Origin of the sequence: Sorangium sp. So ce363, from assembly GCF_051520435.1 — a bacterium.
Taxonomy (GTDB): domain Bacteria; phylum Myxococcota_A; class Polyangia; order Polyangiales; family Polyangiaceae; genus Sorangium; species Sorangium cellulosum_B.
The window spans coordinates 4,478,717-4,496,412 of the sequence record NZ_CP150333.1; the positions used below are offsets into that span (position 1 = coordinate 4,478,717).

14 protein-coding genes are annotated in these 17,696 nt (G+C 70.0%); 6 read left to right on the plus strand and 8 right to left on the minus strand.

What is annotated here, in order from left to right:
- Window positions 1-322: 322 nt before the first annotated feature.
- From WMF12_RS17035 to WMF12_RS17050, 4 genes are all read left to right on the plus strand, one after another.
- Window positions 323-1,093, plus strand: a complete 771-nt coding sequence (locus tag WMF12_RS17035) for a hypothetical protein (protein ID WP_437872585.1) — start codon at window positions 323-325, stop codon at window positions 1,091-1,093.
- Entirely contained in the window at window positions 1,090-1,704 is a 615-nt protein-coding gene (locus WMF12_RS17040) for a hypothetical protein (protein WP_437872586.1), read from the plus strand. Before WMF12_RS17035 ends, WMF12_RS17040 begins: the two co-directional genes overlap by 4 nt.
- Before the next feature lie 86 nt (window positions 1,705-1,790).
- The gene (locus WMF12_RS17045) at window positions 1,791-4,094 is read left to right on the plus strand and encodes an McrB family protein (protein WP_437872587.1); all 2,304 of its coding nucleotides are present in this window, start codon (window positions 1,791-1,793) and stop codon (window positions 4,092-4,094) included.
- Window positions 4,091-5,677 (plus strand): DUF2357 domain-containing protein, encoded by a 1,587-nt coding sequence (locus WMF12_RS17050; protein ID WP_437872588.1) that lies wholly within the window; start codon window positions 4,091-4,093, stop codon window positions 5,675-5,677. The genes WMF12_RS17045 and WMF12_RS17050 overlap by 4 nt, the downstream gene beginning before the upstream one ends.
- A gap of 178 nt (window positions 5,678-5,855) precedes the next feature.
- On the opposite strand, the gene WMF12_RS17055 is transcribed toward WMF12_RS17050, so the two are convergent.
- Complete coding sequence (locus WMF12_RS17055) at window positions 5,856-6,878, minus strand: zinc-dependent alcohol dehydrogenase family protein (protein ID WP_437872589.1); 1,023 nt, start codon at window positions 6,876-6,878, stop codon at window positions 5,856-5,858.
- Between the two features lie 104 nt (window positions 6,879-6,982).
- Between WMF12_RS17055 and WMF12_RS17060 the strand changes: the two genes are divergently transcribed.
- The gene (locus WMF12_RS17060; RefSeq protein WP_437872590.1) at window positions 6,983-7,918 is read left to right on the plus strand and encodes a LysR family transcriptional regulator; all 936 of its coding nucleotides are present in this window, start codon (window positions 6,983-6,985) and stop codon (window positions 7,916-7,918) included.
- A 28-nt stretch (window positions 7,919-7,946) separates the two neighbouring features.
- Here the strand turns inward: WMF12_RS17060 and WMF12_RS17065 are convergent, their stop codons facing one another.
- The 3 genes from WMF12_RS17065 to WMF12_RS17075 form a co-directional block, all read right to left on the minus strand.
- Window positions 7,947-9,284 (minus strand): hypothetical protein, encoded by a 1,338-nt coding sequence (locus WMF12_RS17065; protein ID WP_437872592.1) that lies wholly within the window; start codon window positions 9,282-9,284, stop codon window positions 7,947-7,949.
- Window positions 9,285-9,639: 355 nt separating this feature from the next.
- Window positions 9,640-9,984 (minus strand): hypothetical protein, encoded by a 345-nt coding sequence (locus WMF12_RS17070; protein ID WP_437872594.1) that lies wholly within the window; start codon window positions 9,982-9,984, stop codon window positions 9,640-9,642.
- 352 nt (window positions 9,985-10,336) lie between these two features.
- On the minus strand, window positions 10,337-11,197 hold the full coding sequence (locus WMF12_RS17075; RefSeq protein WP_437872595.1) for an SDR family NAD(P)-dependent oxidoreductase: 861 nt from the start codon (window positions 11,195-11,197) through the stop codon (window positions 10,337-10,339).
- Window positions 11,198-11,379: 182 nt separating this feature from the next.
- On the opposite strand from WMF12_RS17075, the gene WMF12_RS17080 reads away from it, so the two are divergent.
- On the plus strand, window positions 11,380-11,589 hold the full coding sequence (locus WMF12_RS17080; protein WP_437300257.1) for an MbtH family protein: 210 nt from the start codon (window positions 11,380-11,382) through the stop codon (window positions 11,587-11,589).
- 137 nt (window positions 11,590-11,726) lie between these two features.
- Here WMF12_RS17080 and WMF12_RS17085 read toward each other — a convergent pair whose 3' ends face one another.
- The 4 genes from WMF12_RS17085 to WMF12_RS17100 are packed head-to-tail and all read right to left on the minus strand — an operon-like array spanning window position 11,727 to window position 17,644.
- Window positions 11,727-12,449: a hypothetical protein gene (locus WMF12_RS17085; protein ID WP_437872596.1), complete on the minus strand. Its 723-nt coding sequence runs from the start codon at window positions 12,447-12,449 to the stop codon at window positions 11,727-11,729.
- A gap of 7 nt (window positions 12,450-12,456) precedes the next feature.
- Complete coding sequence (locus WMF12_RS17090) at window positions 12,457-13,545, minus strand: hypothetical protein (protein ID WP_437746697.1); 1,089 nt, start codon at window positions 13,543-13,545, stop codon at window positions 12,457-12,459.
- Window positions 13,546-13,547: 2 nt separating this feature from the next.
- Window positions 13,548-14,900 carry a hypothetical protein gene (locus WMF12_RS17095; protein ID WP_437872597.1) on the minus strand — a complete coding sequence of 451 codons (1,353 nt, stop codon included), beginning with the start codon at window positions 14,898-14,900 and terminating at the stop codon, window positions 13,548-13,550.
- On the minus strand, window positions 14,900-17,644 hold the full coding sequence (locus tag WMF12_RS17100) for a TonB-dependent receptor domain-containing protein (RefSeq protein ID WP_437872598.1): 2,745 nt from the start codon (window positions 17,642-17,644) through the stop codon (window positions 14,900-14,902). The genes WMF12_RS17095 and WMF12_RS17100 overlap by 1 nt, the downstream gene beginning before the upstream one ends.
- Window positions 17,645-17,696 lie beyond the last annotated feature (52 nt).

Consider the following 17,696-nt stretch of genomic DNA (forward strand, 5'->3'; position numbering starts at 1 on the left):
CGGGGGGCTCGTCGGGCGCCCTGTTGAACGCCCGCTGCACCTCGTCGCGGGCGTCGTCGCCCATGCCGCCGTGGAACTGCATGATCCGCTGCTCGCCCTCGTCGGTGTGCGCGACCGCCGCGGTGAGGAGCTCGACGAGGTAGCGCCGCGCTGGCGGGACGGACGGGGGTCTCGGCGTCGTAGCTCGTCCGCTCTAGCCTAAGCGCGCCGGAGGAGCGCGTGCTCGGCGACGACCACGAGGCACGTGCGACGGCACGGCGTAGGTGGCGAGCACGCTGTCACGGATGACAGCCGGCGCAGCACGACTGTAGCCTCGTCGTTCATGCTGAAGGCGCTCCTGCACGGGAAGCTCGGCCGGGTGGCGGTCGGCGTCGACGAGGAAAGCGACGGAGGCTCGCTGGAGGAGGGAAGCACCCAGGAGACGGCCGCGGACGGGCCGACGGAGCTCGAGGATCCGCTCACGTCGATGGTGTTCGAGCGGCTGGAGTACCTGCCGGCCGAGCTCGCGTGGGCCATCCTGCGTGGCGCGAGCGAGCCCCTGGGCGATGGTGCGGCGATGCCCGCGATCCCTCCCGTGGGGGTGCCCTCGTGGTCGTTCTGGCCCAGCCTTCGGCCAGGCGATGGAGGGCGGAACAAGGTGCGGGTCGAGCCCGATGTGCTCGTCTCGTGGGGCGACACGCTGCTCCTGATCGAGGCCAAGCATCGAGGATTCCAGGACCCGGCACAGTGGGTGGAGCAGATTCGCGCGGCGCGGGCGACTCCCGCGCACTCAAACAAGCAGCTATGGCTCATCGCGGTGGGAGGGCTCGTGATGCAGGAGGGGCATGCCTACCTTGCTCGTGTCCGGCGCGAGGTCGCGAGCGATGTCGCCGGGGTGCTCACCATCCGATGGGAGGATCTGCGCGAGGCGCTCTATCCGATCGAGGCCTCGACGCGCGCATCACCGCAAGCGGCGATCCTGCGCGACATGGCTGCGGCGCTCGAAGCGTGGGGGTACCGTAGGAAAACCTGGTTCTCGTCGTTGCCAACGGTCACAGAGCGACTCGGGAGCGAAGGCTCGGTGTGCATGATCCAGCGGTGGAGGATCCGGTGAGCGAGAAGAACGTCGATCTGGCTGGGGCGCTCGCCGATGTGCGTCGCGCGTACAGGCTCCTGCACGCCTACCATCGGCGGCTGTGCGATCTGCTGCAACTGACAGACGAATTTCTAGCCGAGCGGGGCTTCGAATTCGAACGATGGGCTCCCATCAACGTCGCGAGGCTCCCCCAGTCGACGAAGCCGTTCTTCCGGCCTGAACACTGGGCATGGGACCTGACGCCGGCCTACCAGGTCGAGTGCGTCTGGCAGGCATCTGGCAACGGAGCTCATTGCAAGGTCCACATCCATGCCATCGCGGATACGGGATACGATGACTCCCGCGACGGCGAACCTGACCCTGCCAGCCTCAAGCCCGCCGAGATGGCGGCCTCCGAGCTCCGGATCGGCTTGCACCGCACACGAGCCAAGAAGCCCGATTGGAGCTCCGCCTGGAGCCAGCTCTCGCGCTCTGCCAACAGGAAGAATGGGGCCGAGCACAAGGTCAGGGTCGGCGGAGATGAATACGCGTATCGTTACTTCGATCTGAATCTCGCCGCGCTCGGGGACGAGGGTGCCATCAAGGAGAAGCTGCTCCTTCCGCTCGACAGGTGGCGGCTGGGGGCGTGATCCATCTCGGCAAGCGCCAGCGTCTCGGACACGTCCGGGATCTTGCGTGACCTTTCCACGGTCCGCTACCATCGCCGCGCATCATCATGCTGACCGACGAACAGCTCACCGCCGTCTGGAAGGGCTTCACCCCACCTGCCGGGTGGGCGAAGTGGCAAAGAGACTACCTCGACGTCCTGCGCTGGGCGCGCGACCTCCCTGAGTCGGAGCTGCGGACCGAAGCCGCGCAAAAGAAGCTCTGGAACGCCCGCGCGATCACCCCCGCCGGCTACGGCGACGCCATCAACATCGACGCGCTCCTCGCCGACCCCGAGTTTGTGGACGCCATCGTCGGCCTGCGTAGGCGCGCCTTTTCGTCCGACGTCGCCGTCCGAGCCGCGGAGATCCAGGGCGAGTACGAGCGCATCCTCGGCATGGCCGTGGCGCGCGAGGTCAAGCCCAGGCCGCACGCCAAGCTCCAGCGGCTGGTCGGAGCGCTCGTGCCAGCCGAGCTGAGCTGCGTGCTCAGCTACGATGCCGTCCGGAATATAGCGAAGCTCCTCCTGGGGGACGCGAACGATCCCCCGATCGTTGCCCAGGTGAAGATGCGCGCGCGGCTCCGGGCCGTGCTCGGGGAGGAGAAGACCCTGGCCGAGCACGTGCAGCGCTCGACCTTCTGCTGGTGGCTCCACGAGAACTACGAGCGGCTCTCGGCTGGGCGGATGCCGCCGTGGAAAAGCGACGAGCCTGCCGACGGCGGAGGAGCGATGCCCCCGCCCGACGACAAGCTGCCTCCGCTCCTGGTCTGGCCCTTCGCCAAGCAGTACGTGGGCTATCTCGCGGTGCGCAACTTCGCCGGCGCGTACCGCGCCGTGGTGCAAGCGGCGCTCCCGGGGCTCTCGCAAGACGACCTCGTGGGGGTGCTCCAGGCGAGCGGAAGCTTCGACAAAGTCCCGGCGCCGACGCTGCGCCAGCTCATCATCCGCGCCAAGGGGCTCGGGTTCATCGAGCAGCGCGACGGTCTGCTCTACGCCACGAAGGAGGGCGACGAGCTGTTGGGCAGCGAGCAGCCGGACATCCTCATCGACCGCCTCATCGAGCGCGTCTTCGGCTTCGCCCATCTCCTCCGGTACGTCGACGAGCATCGAGGGGCGACCGACGCGGCCGTTGTCGACGCTCTGCAGAAGATCTATCCCGCCTGGACCACCGCGGGGGTTCCCAACGATCTCCGGAACTGGAGCCTCTATCTCGGCCTGCTCAAGCGCGACCAAGACGGCGGCCTCCAGCTGACGGAGTATGGCGCTGCCCGGGCCGCCCGGCTTCCGAAGGAGCTCCCGAAGCCTCCGGCCGGGGAGATCATCGATACCAACCCCCCCGGGGGCACGACTGCCGTCGTGGCGAAGGAGATCCCGTATCCCGCCTTTGACGCGATCCTCACGCACTTCAAGTCCGATCCGGAGATCGCCGACTTCGTCTTCGAAGACCGCCAGCTCGCCAGCCTCCACGCCGCCTGGCGCAGCAATCCACGCAAGCGCTTCGTGCTCCTCTCCGGCCTCTCGGGCACCGGCAAGACCGCCGTCACCCTGTGTTATTCGCGCGCAGTCTGCGAGCTGATGAGGCTCTCCGTCTCCGAGCACCGGGAGATCGTGCCCGTCTCGCCCGACTGGCGGGATCCCTCGGGGCTGCTCGGCTACTTCAACGCACTGCACGCCAATCCGACCTTCCAGGCCGAGCCGGCGCTCCGCCTCGTCCTGCGCGCCGCCGCCGACCCGGGGCGCCCCTATTTCCTCGTCCTCGACGAGATGAACCTCGCCCGCGTCGAGCGCTATTTCGCGCCGTTCCTCTCGGCCATGGAGACGGGCAAGGATCTCGTGCTCCACGCCAATGGCGCCGAGGTCAACGACGTTCCGCCGCGCGTCCCCTGGCCGGCGAACCTCTACATCGCGGGCACCGTCAACATGGACGAGACGACCCATCCGTTCAGCGACAAGGTGCTGGACCGGGCCTTCACGCTCGAGTTCTGGGACGTGGATCTCGAGCGCTTCTTCGAGCGCGCCGCGGCCAGGAGCCCGGGCAAGCGGCTCCAGGACGTGGAGGCGGCGCTGCTCGAGCTGCACGGCGCCATGCGCGCGGTCCGTCGTCACTTCGGCTACCGCACGGCCGGCGAGGTGCTCGCGTTCATGCGCGCCGTCCCGGAGCTGGGCGGCGCGGCGCAGGAGACGTTCCTCGACCAGGCCGTGTTCTCGAAGGTGCTGCCGCGCCTGCGCGGCGAGGACACGCCGGCGTTCAAGGGCGCGCTCGAGACCCTCCAGGGGATCTGCAAGCGCCGCGGCCTCACCATGTGCGAGGCCAAGCTCGCGACGATGATGGATCTGCTCAAGCGCACGGGCGTGACCCGGTTCTGGGCATGAGCCTTCAAGTCCGCGACGCAGACGGCCTGGACCAGCACATCGTCGACGGCGTCCTGCACCTCGAAGAGGCGAGGACCTACCACGTCGACGCGCCTCCTGGTGCCGGCGCGCCGCGGGCGTGGCTCGGACCGCTGGAGCTGCCATGGAGCCAGGAGCGCGGGTCGTTCACGCTCGAGGTGGGCCACTGGGTCGGCTCGGCGGTGCTCAAGGTGGCGCACGACGCCCAGGAGACGGAGGTCGCCGTCCAGGTGGCCCCGCGCGATGAGAAGCTCTCCGACGGGGCATGGCTCGCGCTCCTCGCGGACCTGGAGGCGTGGTCGCCGGGCCTGGCCATCGGCCTCGAGGGTGGCGGCGTCGGCGCCGTCCAGTCGGAGGGCACCACGGCGACTGTATTAGCCACAGCGCTGCTGCCACTGGTGCCGGCGCTCGTCCGGGCCGTTCAGGCCATCGCCGCGGCGCCGCGGGAGCTCGCGGCATCCACGCGCGAGGACGTCCCGTTGCGAGGCGTGCGTCGCGCGGATCGGGAGACGCTCCACTGGTTGGCGAAGCATCCGGCGGCTGCACGTGCGGTGGATCCCTGGTTGGCTGCTCGCGCCGGCGAGCAGGACCCGTACGTGCCGCAGGACATAACGCACGAGACCGTCGATCACCCGGTGAACCGCTACGTTGCCTGGCTCGTCGGGCGGGTCGCTCGCGTGCTCGGCGATCTCAGCGTCGTGCTCGGCGACGCCGCGGTGAAACGACGCCTGCAGCCGGACACCGCGCAATGGTGCCGTGCACGAGCTCGCGCGGCCGCAGGCGCGGCGGACGAGCTGTCAACCACGCTGCGACGGACGTTTCTCGGGTCTCTGACGCCCATGCCCGCCACCGAGGCCGCGCTCCTTGCGGTGCAGGACGATCCTGTCTACGCCCGCGCCCACGCGCTGGCTCGGCCCTTCCTGTCGCCGCGATTCCGCCTGCGCGAGTCGCTGGCCGGCGGTGAAGCCCCGGTGCGCCCGAGCTTCGAGCTTTACGAGCTGTGGACACTGCTCGCCGTCCAGCGGGCGCTCGCCGGGATCCTCGACGGGTGGACGTGGACCTGGAAGCAGCGGCGGGAGAACGATCTGCTCGCCGGCTTCGGGACGGGGGCCGCGTTCACCGCGAGGCGTCCGAACGACGGGGCGCGGCTCGAACTCCGGTACAATATGACCTTCCCCGGATACCTCGCCCGGGGGACCTCGGACCGATATAGCATCTCCGGCGAGCGCCGACCCGACATCGTGCTCTCGTTCGAGTCACCAGATGAGCCGCATTCGTGGATTTGTTTGGACGCCAAGTACCGGGTACGTCGTCAGGCGCTCGCGGATTCCTTCGCCTCGCTCCACATTTATCGTGACGCGCTGAGGTGGGAGACGTTTGGCGGTCGATGCCGCGGCGGGCTGCTCCTCGTCCCAGCCATCGATCCCGAATGTCAGCCTTGGTTCGCGAGCGAGTTCCGCGAGCGGTTCGGCATCGGGGCCTGGCGGCTGACGCCCGGGGAGCCACCGGACCTCGATCTGGCGAAGCTCATTCTCGCTATGGGAGGTCGAGCCGTCCGAGCGTAGGCGCCAGCGGCGGTGGCGGGCCTGGCCGCCACAACCGCTCTCGCGGGGAACGCCGTCGAGCACGCCACATCGCGCAGCTCCGGACGCGTCGCTGTCAGCCCGTCGTCTCCGGCGCCTGATCGAGCGCGGCGCCGTGCCGCGCTTGGGCTCGATGACAGGCCCCTCACCGCCGCTTCGCTCAGTCGATCCCGATCACCACCTTCCCGAAGTGCTTCCCCGCAGCGAGCTTCGCGAGCGCCTCGTTCGCCCGCTCGATCGGAAAGACCTCATCAACCACCGGCCGGATCCCGTGCAGCTCGAGCGCCGCCCCGAGCTCCACGGTCGCCTGCCGCGACCCGACCACGCTCCCCTCGACGCGGATCGCGCGGAACAGGATCGGCATCGGATCGATCTGGCTCCCAACCCCGCTGAGCAGCCCGATCAGGCTCACCACGCCCCCCGTCTTCACCGCCTGCATCGATCGCGGCAGCGTCCCCGCGCCGCCCACCTCGATCACCCGGTCCACCCCTTCGCCGCCCGTCAGCCGCAGCACCTCCTCGTGCCACTCCGGCTGCTTCCGGTAGTCGATCGCGTCGGTCACGCCGAGCGCGCGCAGCCGCTCGATCTTCGCCGCGCTGGACGATGTGGCGATCACGCGCAGCCCCGCCGCGCGCGCCAGCTGCGCGGCGAACAGCGACACTCCGCCGGTCCCCTGGACAAGCACCGTCGCCCCCGGCGCCGGCCGCGGCCCCGACTCGAACAGCGCCGTCCACGCCGTCACCCCGGCGCACGTCAGCGTCGCCGCCTCGTTGAACCCGAGGTGCGCCGGCGCGCGGACGATCGCGTCCTCCCCGAACACCACCAGCTCCGCGAGCACCCCGTCGTTCCCGCCCGCACCGAGCGTCGTGGCGCGGTACTCCCTGCGGAACGGCCCCGAATCCCACGTCGGGAAGAACGTCGAGATCACGCGATCTCCCTCCTTCCAGCGCCGCACGCCCGCTCCGATCGCCACCACCTCGCCCGCCGCGTCGCTGAGCGGGACGAGCCCGTCCTTGCGCTCCCCGCCGTACAGCCCGCGCACGACCATGAGGTCACGGTAGTTGATCGACGCGGCGCGGACGCGCACGACCACCTGCCCCGGACCGGGCGTGGGTGCGGGGCGCTCGGCGAGCGTCCACGCGTCCGACTCCGAGGCGTTCTTCCGAATGATGACAGTCTTCATGGCGTGTCCTCCAATCTTCCCTGGACACCCGATCCGTAGATCCGTTCCTCCGGGCGCGGTAGTCCGCGCGAGGGAACGTCACCTGTGCTATTTCAGCACAGATCATGATCTCGCTCGCCGCGATCGAGCTGCTCGTCGCCACCGTCGAGACCGGTAGCTTCTCGCGCGCCGCGCGCCGGCTCGGCGTCACGCCGTCCGCGGTGAGCCGGCGCGTGATGCGCCTCGAGCAGGAGCTCGGCGTGGCGCTGCTGGCGCGCACGACGCGGTCGCTCCGCCTGACGGACGACGGGCAGGCCTTCTACGCGCGCTGCGTCCGCATCGTCGAGGAGCTCGGGGAGGCGACCGAGGCGATCGCGCGCGCGAGCAAGCAGCCGGTGGGGCTCCTGCGCGTCGACGCGCCGGTGGCGCTCGGACGGGACGTGATCGCGCCGAGCCTGCCGCGCTTCGCGGCGCGCTACCCCGACGTCCGGATCAACCTGACGCTGCGCGATCAGCACGTCGACCCCGTGGCCGAGGGGCTCGACCTGCTCGTGCGCATCGGCCCGCTCGGCGACTCGAGCCTGGTCGCGCGCCGGCTCGGCGCGAGCCGCCTCGTCCACTGCGCGGCGCCGTCGTACGTCGCGCGGCGCGGCGCGCCCGCGACGCCGGCCGATCTCGCGCATCACGACTGCGTCGGGTACCTGCGCGACGGGCGGCCCTCAGGGTTCCGCTTCCTGACCGGAGACGGCGACGCCGTGCTCGAGGTGCCCATCTCCGGGCCGTTCCACGCGAACGACGTGGATGTCCTGAGGCACCTCGCGATCGCCGGGAGCGGGATCATCGCGATGTTCGACTTCCTCGCGAAGGACGCGCTGGCCGCCGGAACGCTCGTGACCGTGCTCGACGAGTTCCCGACGACGACCTGGCCGATTCACGCGCTGTACCCGAAGAACCGGCACCTCTTGCCGAAGGTGCGCGTGTTCGTCGATTTTCTCGCAGAGATCTTCGCTCCACCTTTGCCCGAGCGCCGGGGAGAGCGCCGGCGGAGCGGGCGACGTTGAGCGCTCCTCGCGGGGACCGTCAGCGCTGTCAGAACTGGTAGAGCCCGCCCGCCTCGACGCCCCAGCCCGTGCGGCTGGCGTCATGCTGCGCTGCCGCCGCCGGATCGAGCTTGTGGCGCGTGAGCAACAGGGAAGGCTCGAGCACGATCGAGAGCCCCTTCAGGGGCGCGAAGGCATAACCCGCGCGCAGGGTCACGTTGCGCTCGATGCCGGGACCATTGGCGCCCACGCGCGCGGGAGCAGTGGCCGGCGTGCCGCCCGCCGCGGGTGTTCCGGGCGTGTAGCCGAGCTGCATCTCGTCGGTGCTGAGCACCATCGCGGTCCCGGCCACGAGGTGCAAAGAGTGCTTGTCGAACGTGACCTTCCCCGACACCCAGCCGCCTACCTCGGCGACGTCGTCCGTGCGATAGCCCTGGCCGAGCGTCAGGAGACCCAGGTTGGCGAGGTTCTTCCCGCCGTACGCTTCGGCCCGCACGTTCAGCGAACCGCTCGTGACCTCGCCGAACAGGTTGCCGCCGAGCGCCAGCCGCCCCTCTTCGGTCGGCAGGTTCGCGTCGAAGGCGAGCCGCGTGCCGATCACCGAGGCGCCCACCCATGCGGTCTTCTCGGCGCGATAGCTCGCGCGCAGCGAGACGGTCGGCGTGCGCGAGTACTCGACGTTGTTGAGGATGGCCGTGACGTTCTGGCTGACCAGACCGAGCGCGGCGCCCACCTCGACGCTGCCGATGTTCCCGACGTAGGCGAGCTGGTGGCGCATGAAGCCCGAATTTCCGGACTGAAACAGGCCACCCACGAGATTGTACGTGTGCGTGTTCAGCGGCGAGAACAGATCCCATGTCTGGCCGAGCGTGAGCTTGTGCCCGTCGGCAGGAGACCAATCCAGGAACGCCTGACGCACGCGGAGGCTCATCCCCTGAGCCGGCGAGGACTTGCCGAAATCGACGAAATCGACCTCGATCTGCCCCTTCACGGGCGTGCCCTCCCCGACGGCCACGCCAAAGCGCGTCTGCTGCGCCTGAAAGGTGAGGCCGACGGCATCCGGATCGGCGAGGAACAGCGGATTCACCGCGGCCGTCGGGGCGGAGTAGTTCGGGTTGCCGAAGGACTCGAGGCCGTTCCCCACGACGACCGTGGGCTTGACGATGCCGTAGACACGCACGAGAGGCTTGTCGTCGGCCTTCTTCTGCTCGACCGGAGGCGGAGGAGGCGCAGGACGGGGCTCCTCCACGGGCAGCGGCGCGGCCGCGCCCGGCGCAGCCTGCTGAGCCGGCTCCGCCGGCTGCGCGTTGCTCGTGGCCGGCGCAGCGACCCCGGCCAGCGAGAGAGAGACGACAAGGGTTGCGCTGGGCGTCTTCCAGGTGCTCATGAACAATCTCCTCCGGCGGTGAATCGGACACGCGGGTTCACGTTCCGACATCCACGAGGGCTGCATCGGCGCCGCCGTCGACCACGCCACTTGTCATGTTGGTGTTCACGTGGGTCTCCCGAGAGCATGGTCCGCGCAAAGCGATTTCAATACGCCGACAATCTTATCGTGGGCTGTGAATGGCGGGACACCCTACTACCGATCCGTCGGGCCGCCAAAAAATATGCCCCAAATCAACGGGGATCCCCGCGGCGAGCGCTCGACGCGGTGGCGCGAGCTGGAGCGCGTGGACGCCGACAGATAAAGATCAATCCGGATCGTAGCTTCGCGCCAGCTGTGCGGGCCGCCCCGAGGACTACCCCGCGCTCTCCGGCGCACGCTGGCGGAGCGCGTCCTCCAGCGCGCGCTCGAACACCGCGCGCGACGGATGGACGGTCAGCTTCCGGATGGCGGTATTCGCGATCTGAACCCCGAAGATGACCACCCTGGATTGGAGCAGGAAGTGACCTCCCTCGACCGCATGGAGGACGGAAATCGTCGCCGCGGTCAGCCGGGTGCGCGTCACGTGCTCGTAATCGGTCATCGCCTCCCAGTCATTGAAGACCAGCACTCGGCCCTCCGCGGCGACCCGCCGCAACAGCACCTCCTCGATCGCCGCGGCGCCCGCCTCCACCAGCACCCCGGTGACACACGTGACCATCAGCGCCGGCGCGGGGCACCAGATCTTTACCGTGCCCTCGCTACACCAGTGGGTCTGAAGCGGACGGGCAGGGAGCGGGACCATACAGCTGGCGGGTAGACTGGGCCGCGGGCGACCGTTCGTCGAGGACCTCGTCGCACGATCTGCATCCAGAGGAGGAGCAGCGCGACGGGCCAGGATCTCTGCGCTGTTGTGTTGTGAGGGGCCCGACCATCACGCGAAGTGAAACATTCAATTCGGGCGGCTGAAAACAACCTGTGCAGTTCTCCTGTTACAGCGACGGATCTTTATGCTGCCCGGGGCCGGGCCCGCCTCGCCTGCGAGCGGCGTGCGCTCCGGGCAGCCTGCCCCGTCAGGGCTTCGCAGCGCCCGCCATGAACGCGGCGAACGCCTCGGCGTACTCTGGATGCCACCGCGACAGCGCAGGTCGGTTCCGGATCAGGTCGTCGGCCGCCCACTGCACGCGGCGCTCGTCCATCTCGCGCGTGACCGCGTTGTCGGGACAGAGCAGGTAGAAGTCGCCACGGGCCATGCCTTCGAGCATCAGATCCACCACCTGATCGGCGGTCCATGCCTCCGCGGGCTTCTCCGGGCCTCGCGCGGTCATCCCGGTGAACGTGTAGCCCGGGATCAGCAGGTGGGCGGTGATCTTGCAACCCGCCACGTTGCGCAGCTCGTGGGCGAGCTGCTCTGTCAGCACCTTCACGCCGGCCTTCGAGACGTTGTAGGCGGCGTCGCCGGGCGGGGTGGTGATGCCCTGCTTCGAGCCCGTGTTGACGATGGCGCAGGCGGTGCCCTGCGCGATCATCGCCTCGGTGAACGCCTGCACGCCGTGGATCACGCCCCACAGATTGACCTCGATGAGCCGCCGCCAGCGCTCGATGTCCTTCCACGGCTTGCCGCCGCCGCCGACTCCGGCGTTGTTCATCAGGACCGCCACCTCGCCGAACGCGTCGTAGGCGGCCTGCTTCAACCGATGCACGTCCTCGAGCCTGGCGACGTCGGTCGGCACCGCGCGCACGTCGGCCTGGCCGCCGGGCGCGGCGGCGGCGACGCGCACAGCGGCCTCGTGCAGCGCCGGTCCGTCCAGGTCGGCGAGACAGACCTTCATGCCCATGCGCGCGAAGCGCTCGGCGGCCGCGAGGCCGATGCCGCTGGCGGCGCCGGTCACCACGGCGGCGCGGCCAGGTGTCAATGCGGGATGGTCATTCACAGCAGATCTCCGTCATGCGTTGATGGCGCGCCGCCTCTGGCGCGGCGATCGGGGCGAGCATAGTGGGCGCCGGCGGGTCGGGCCACGATCCTCCGGCGTGAGTGGCCACCTCCAGGAATGGCTTGCATGTCACCGCGGCCGCTCCTACCATGCGCGCTGGCCGACAGCCGCGCAGGTGCACGATGAGCGACTCCGAGGACAGCGAGACCATCTTCCGGGTGGTCGTCAATCACGAAGAACAGTACTCGATCTGGCCGGCGACCCGTGATCTGCCGCTCGGCTGGCGTGCCGAGGGCACCGAGGGGACGCGCGCGGCGTGCCTCCAGCACATCGAGAAGGTCTGGACCGACATGCGGCCGCTGAGCCTGCGCCAGGCCATGGACGGTCAATGACCGCCGTCCCGCGCGCGCGCTCCGGCCGCCCTCTCGGCCCTTGACGGGGCGAGTCGCGCCGGCTGGAGCTCGCGCCCGGCGGCCGCTCCCCGCGTGCGTGCTCCAGCTCCAGGGCGCGCGCGCGCCGCGCGGCCGCCTCAGCCCGCCACCCATCCGATCATCAGTCGACTGACGGCGAGGATCACCAGCAGACTGACCGCGAAGCAGCCGAGTCCCGGGCGCTTGCCGTTATCGCCTGCTCCTGCCACCTGCAGGCTCACCGCGTCCGGAGGATCCAGGCACTTTTTTTTTACGGTGGGCACTCGCTTCCACCGCGCGGGCGCGGCTTCGCCTTCGAGCAGCGCCACCGGGGGCGTGCGCTTCACGATCGCCATCGCGCGCGCCGCCCGGCTCTCAGGAACACCCCGCCTCGACGCGCGGATCGCCGCCTCGGGCAGCCCGAACACCTCGCCGGAGCCGTACGTTCCCGCGAGGCACTCGAGCACGCGAAGGTGCCAGTCGGCGGGGATCGCCCCGGGCAGCGCCTCGATCGCCTCCTCCGGGATCGGCGGGAACCACACAGCGAAGTGCTGGATCTGCCTTCCGGTCCAGTCCTTCCGCGCCGGATCGAGGAACCGCGTCGCCACGTAGGGAAACACGAGAGGGCCTCTCGGCCCGGGCTCGTCGATCTCGAGCAGGCCATAACGGAGCTCTCCGGCGCTCGCGTCGGCGTCGCCGATCATGGCCTCGAGCGCCGTGAGCCAGGCGGGGAGGGCCGGGATCTCGGGCACGCAGATGAACTCGTAGTCCCAGTGCTCGCCGCGCGTCCTCCAGAGGAGGCGCGAGGTCTCGACGACGGACGCTGGCGCGGGCGCGAGCATGGCTGTCCTACTGGTTCTGGTGGTAGGCCCGCGCTCCCTCGTCGTTGCGCAGGGCCGCGGCCATCGCGCTCAGGACCGCCGTGAACGCGTCGCCCCTCCGGATCGCGCCCTCGCGGGTCTTCTGGAGCCTGTCGAGCCGCGTGGTCGCGAAGTCCTTGATCGAGACGAACCGCAGGATCTTGCTCACGATCTGGTATCGCTTCGGGAGGAAATCGTCGAGGGAGTCGACGAACGTGACCAGATCGCGCAGGCCCTGGAAGAACGTCTCTCCGGCCGATCTCTCCTTCCTCGTGGCCTGCGCCTCGCGGACCGCGCCCTCGACGGTGCTCACAAGGACCGCGGGCGCGAGCGTGCGCACGCCGAGCGAGGTGCCCGGGTCGACCTGCGCGTCGGCGTCGACCGGCGCGGCGACCGACGAGAGCAGCATGAAGCGGTGGCCGAACGCGCGCTCGGCGCGGAGCACGGCGCAGAGCTTGGCGAGCTGATCGTCGGCGTCCCGGCAGACCTCGCGCTCGAAGTCGCTCGCGCTGTACTCCGGCGGGAACAGGTCGGCCTTGCTGAGGGCGAGGATCCACTCGCGCGGGAAGCTCACCTCGTCGCCCGTTGCGGCGCTGGTCCGGCGCAGCCGGTCGCACTCGTCGGCGAAGTGCTCGAAGAGCCACCGGATGTAGCCGGTCCCCTCGCTCCGGTACTTCGCGCCGTCGGCCAGGAGGATCCCGACGTGGCTCATGCCGAGCTTGAGCAGGCCCTGGCGCATCGCCTCCCGCTCTTCCGCGTCGATCGGCTCGTCCTCCCACCAGCGCCCGGGGTAGTCGTACCAGTGGATGCGGACCGCCGCCTCCGGCAGGTCCCTCGGGAAGAAGTCGAACTCGTACGCGTCGAAGCGCGTGCTGCCGTCCGGGAACCTGCCCTCTTCGAGGCGGTAGAAGCGCCCGAGGAGCTGGTTGCCCTGCGCCTTGTTGACCGCCTGGATCTTGTACGCGTGCTCGATCTGAAACGAGGGCTGCGTCTGCGCCCGGTAGAAGGCCGCCAGGAGGACCGTCTTGCCTGCGCCGGAGGCGCCGAACAGGGCGACGTGCAGATCGAGCGGCGGCATGACTACTCCTTCTCCCGCACCTCGACCTCTATCTGCTTCACGCTCGATCCGCCCCGCGTGTCGTGGACGACCGCCCACAGCGACACGCGCCCCGGCTTCGAAGGCGGCGTCCAGGTGGTCCCGTGGCGCTCGCCGGGGCCCGTCACCGCGTCGCTCACGAGGCGCCTCGCCCCGTCGAATCCGCCCCCGTCCGTGTAGTAGTCGACCCAGATCGCCTCGTGCGCGGGCGGCCCCCCGAGCCCCGTGGCCTCCACGTCCACGTCGGCAGCGTCGGACGGCACGATCACGTCGATGTCGTAGGTCGTGCAGTCGTCGGCGTCCGGCTCTGCCGGGCCGCATCCCTGGGCCTTCGTTTCCGGCCGGATGCACGGCTCCACGACGGGCAGGCCGCTCTCGCCGAGCGCGACCTCCTTGTCGTCCAGCTTCAGCGTGAAGTCGTCGATGGGCGGGTTCGTGTTGGCTCGTTGATCCGAATCCTGGAAGACAAACACCTGCGTGTAGCCCACGACGAAGCTGTCCGGACCGAGCACCCTCCCGTCTTCGTCGACGCACTCCAGTGGAATCCCCAGGCCGTCTGCCAGCGCCGCGGACGGGTCAGCGCCTGTCAGAACCGCCGCCAGCGCTGCGGACAGCGCCGGAGACGGCCGCGTCTTGCCGGCGCACACGGCGAACAACACGTAGGCCGACGAGTACTTCGTTCCGATCGCGGTGTATGCTGCGTCCTCGCGCCTGAGGATGTCGCTGGACAGCGTCCACGTAAACGACGCTGCGTTGGGCTTGCCGCTCAGCCCCGACTCGAGCCCCTGTCGCTTGAAGAGAGCGGTCTGCTCCTCCTGGCCGTCATTGCCGCTGTCGCCGTTGGTGCCACCGCCGCCGTTGGCGTTGCCGCCGCCGCCGGCGCTGCCGCCGTTGCCACCGCCGCCGTTGGCGTTGCCGCCGCCGCCGTCGTCGTTGGCACCGCCGCCGCCGTCGTTGGCGCCGCCGCCTTCGCCGCCGCCACCTTCTCCTCCCTGCGGCGGGGCCATTGCCGTCATGTAAGTGCCCAGCCACTGCCCGAGGCACCCGATCTGCGCGTCCACGCCGACAGGCGGGTTCACGCAGCCCCCGATCCACGTGACCTCGACGTTCCGCGGGTTGCCGTCGGCGTCGCCCAGCGCGTCGGCGTACGTCATCTGGAACGTCACGGGCGTGCCCCGCGCCGGGTACGGCTCGTCCGCCGTCACGGCGAGGACGCGGAGCCCCTCCACCTCGGACGACGGAGCCAGGTCGCTCCCCGAGCAGCAGGGAATGCCGAGGGCCAGGGTCGAGAGCGCGGCGAGCAGCGCGCGGCGAGAGGGCAGTCGGGTCCGTTTCATCAGAAGTCTCCTCGCAGCCCGAGCGTGGGCAGGAAGGGGAGCCCCGTCACGTACTCCCGCTTGGTGTAGTTGAAGTTGTAGCTGATGCCCTCCGCAGCCTGGTAGTTGTAAACGTTTTGCACGTCCAGGTAGAGCCCGAGCTGCCACCTCTTGAATCGCCACGTCTTGTCGACGCGGACGTCGAGCTGATGGAACAGCGGCATCCTCTCGCTGTAGTCGCCCCCGAGCGGGAAGGGCGAGTACTTGCCCGAGGAAGCATGGTAGATCGCGTTCACCCGGTTCGGATCACACCCCTTCTGCTCCGGATCGCAGACATAGGGGGTCTGCAGGTTGCCCGACACGAGGCGGAAGCGCGCGCCGACCTCCCAGCCCCGGCCGAGCTGCATGTTCCCGAGCACGGTCAGCACGTGCGTCTGGTCCCATGGCGTGGGGTGCTCCTCCTCGCCGGGGGCGTCCGTGCGCACCGACCGCGAGAGGGTGTACGCCGCCCAGCCGAAGAAGCGGTCGTCTGGCTTGTACTTCAAGAGCACCTCGCCGCCCACCGCGTACCCGGTGCCGTCGTTGGCATATCCGTCCTTCTCGGCTGAGAAGACGACCTGCCGATCGAGCTGCTTGTAGAACCCGTCCACCGTCACGTCGATCTGCGGCGTGATCTCCTGCTCCACCCCGAGGCCGTAGTGGATGGATCGGTTCGACTTGATATCCGCCGTTCCGAACGGCTCGACGCTCTCCTGGAACTGGGGCGCCTGGTAGTAGAGGCCCACGCCGCCCTTCGCCGTCGTCCGCGGGAAGCCGCTCCGGATGTCGTAGCGCGCGTTGACCCTCGGGCTCACGTCGAGCGTGTGCGTGTCGAGCGCGTAGTCGACGCGCACCCCGGGGACGATCCGCGCGCGCGGCGAGGGGACCACCTCGAACTCGGCGTAGGCGGCCGGCCGGGAGTACGGGCCGTCGAACGACTGGTCCTGCGCGGGGAGCGTCGAGAACGGCTGGTTCGACGGGTGGCCTGCCGGCTGCCTCGTCGGCGCGTGGAGGTTGACCGTCGCGATGCCGCTCGAGAGGTCGGTCCCGACGTTCATCGTGAGGAACCTGGCGAACCGGTGCGAGTACTCCAGCCGCAGGTCGAGCGAGGCCGTGGTGACGTTGAAGGCGAAGGGCGCGACCCCGAAATCGAAGACGTCCCTGCCGAGGGCCAGCGACCAGAGGATCCTGTCCCGGTTCCCCAGGCGGTTCTCGTAGCTGAGCTGGAGGCGCTGGAAGGCGGTGTGCAGCCCGAAGTCGCCCGTCAGCGCCGGCTCGTCCTCCGGCGGCTTGTCCAGGGTGATCTTGAAGGCGTCGTCCGATCCGTAGAAGCTCGCGCGCACGCGCTCGCTGGCGGAGGGGCGGCCCTCGAGGACGAACTGGTAGTCGTAGTAGACGGGCGCCTGCGTCACGCTGGAGCCCGCCTCCTTGAGCACGGGCCCGAGCCACGCGTCGACCCAGCTCCGCCGGCCCGCCGCGATGAACTTCCAGTCCTTGAGGTACGGGACGGGCCCCTCGAGGAGCACGCGCCCGTCGATGAGATCGAGCTGGACGACGCCGTGGTACTTGCCGTCCTGCTTCGGCGAGCGGAGCCCGACGTCGACGATGCCGCCCATGGCGCGGCCGTACACGGCGCTGAAATTGCCCGGGTAGAAGTCGATCTTCTCGAGCATCTCGGTCGGCACGACCGAGGAGAGGCCGCCGAAGTGGTAGATGATCGGCACCGGGGTGCGATCGATGAACGTGAGCGTGTCCTGCGGCGCGGACCCGCGCACGATGAGCAGCCCGAACCCGCTGCGCGCGACGCCGGGCAGGCTCTGCAGCGAGCGCAGCGCGTCGCCGCCGGTCCCCGGGATGCGGTCGATCTCGCGGCGCTCGAGCGTCCTCCGGGTCACCTCGCGCGGCGGGCGCTCGCCCTGCACGGTCACCTCGATGCCCTGCGCCTGGCCGTCCTTGGGCGCCGCGAGCGAGATGCGGTAGCGCACCTCGATCGCCTCGCCCTCCGCGATGTCCTCCTCGGCCGTGAACGGCTCGAACCCCGCGGCGGCGACCTCGACGCGGTACTTGCCGGGAGGGAGGTTCTTGAAGCGGAACTTGCCGCGCTGGTCGGTCTTCACGTCCTCGCGGCCGCCGTCGGGCCGGAGGAGGCTGACCGAGATGTCCGGGAGCCCCTCGCCGGTGCTCGCGGACAGGACGGTCCCGACGACCGTCTCGACGTCGGCGGGCGGGGCCGGCGCCGCCGTGTCGGCGGGCTTGGGGGTGAGCGTGAACCCGTACCGGTAGAGGATGCGCGCCGGCGCCGGCGTGCCGTCCGGGCGCCGCGCCGGCTCGAACACGAGGCCGGGCGCGGCCGCGAGCGCGGCCTCGTCGAAGCCGTGTCCGCCCGGCGTCGCGACCTCGGCCTTGGTGACGCGCCCGGTCTTGTCGATGTCGAGCTTGAGGATGACGCTCCCCTCGACGCCGGCGCGCTGGGCTTCGACCGGATACACGGGCGGGGCGTACGTGATCAGCTTCGGCGGGTTGACGGCGGTGGGCTGCGCCGGCTGGGCCGTGCCCGGCTGGGGGACGACGACCGCGCCGGCTCCGCCGCGAGGAACGGAGGCCCCGCCCACGTCCCCCTCGGCGGGCGGAGGCTCGGGCGGCGGCGCGTCGGCGGGTTGCGCGCGCGCTGCGCTGGCGGTCATCGCGACCGCGAGCAGCAGCGCTTCCGAAACAGCGAGGCGCATCGCAGAGGGCGCTGTGGAAGAACGCATGTGCCTGGCGCTCTCGCACATCGAG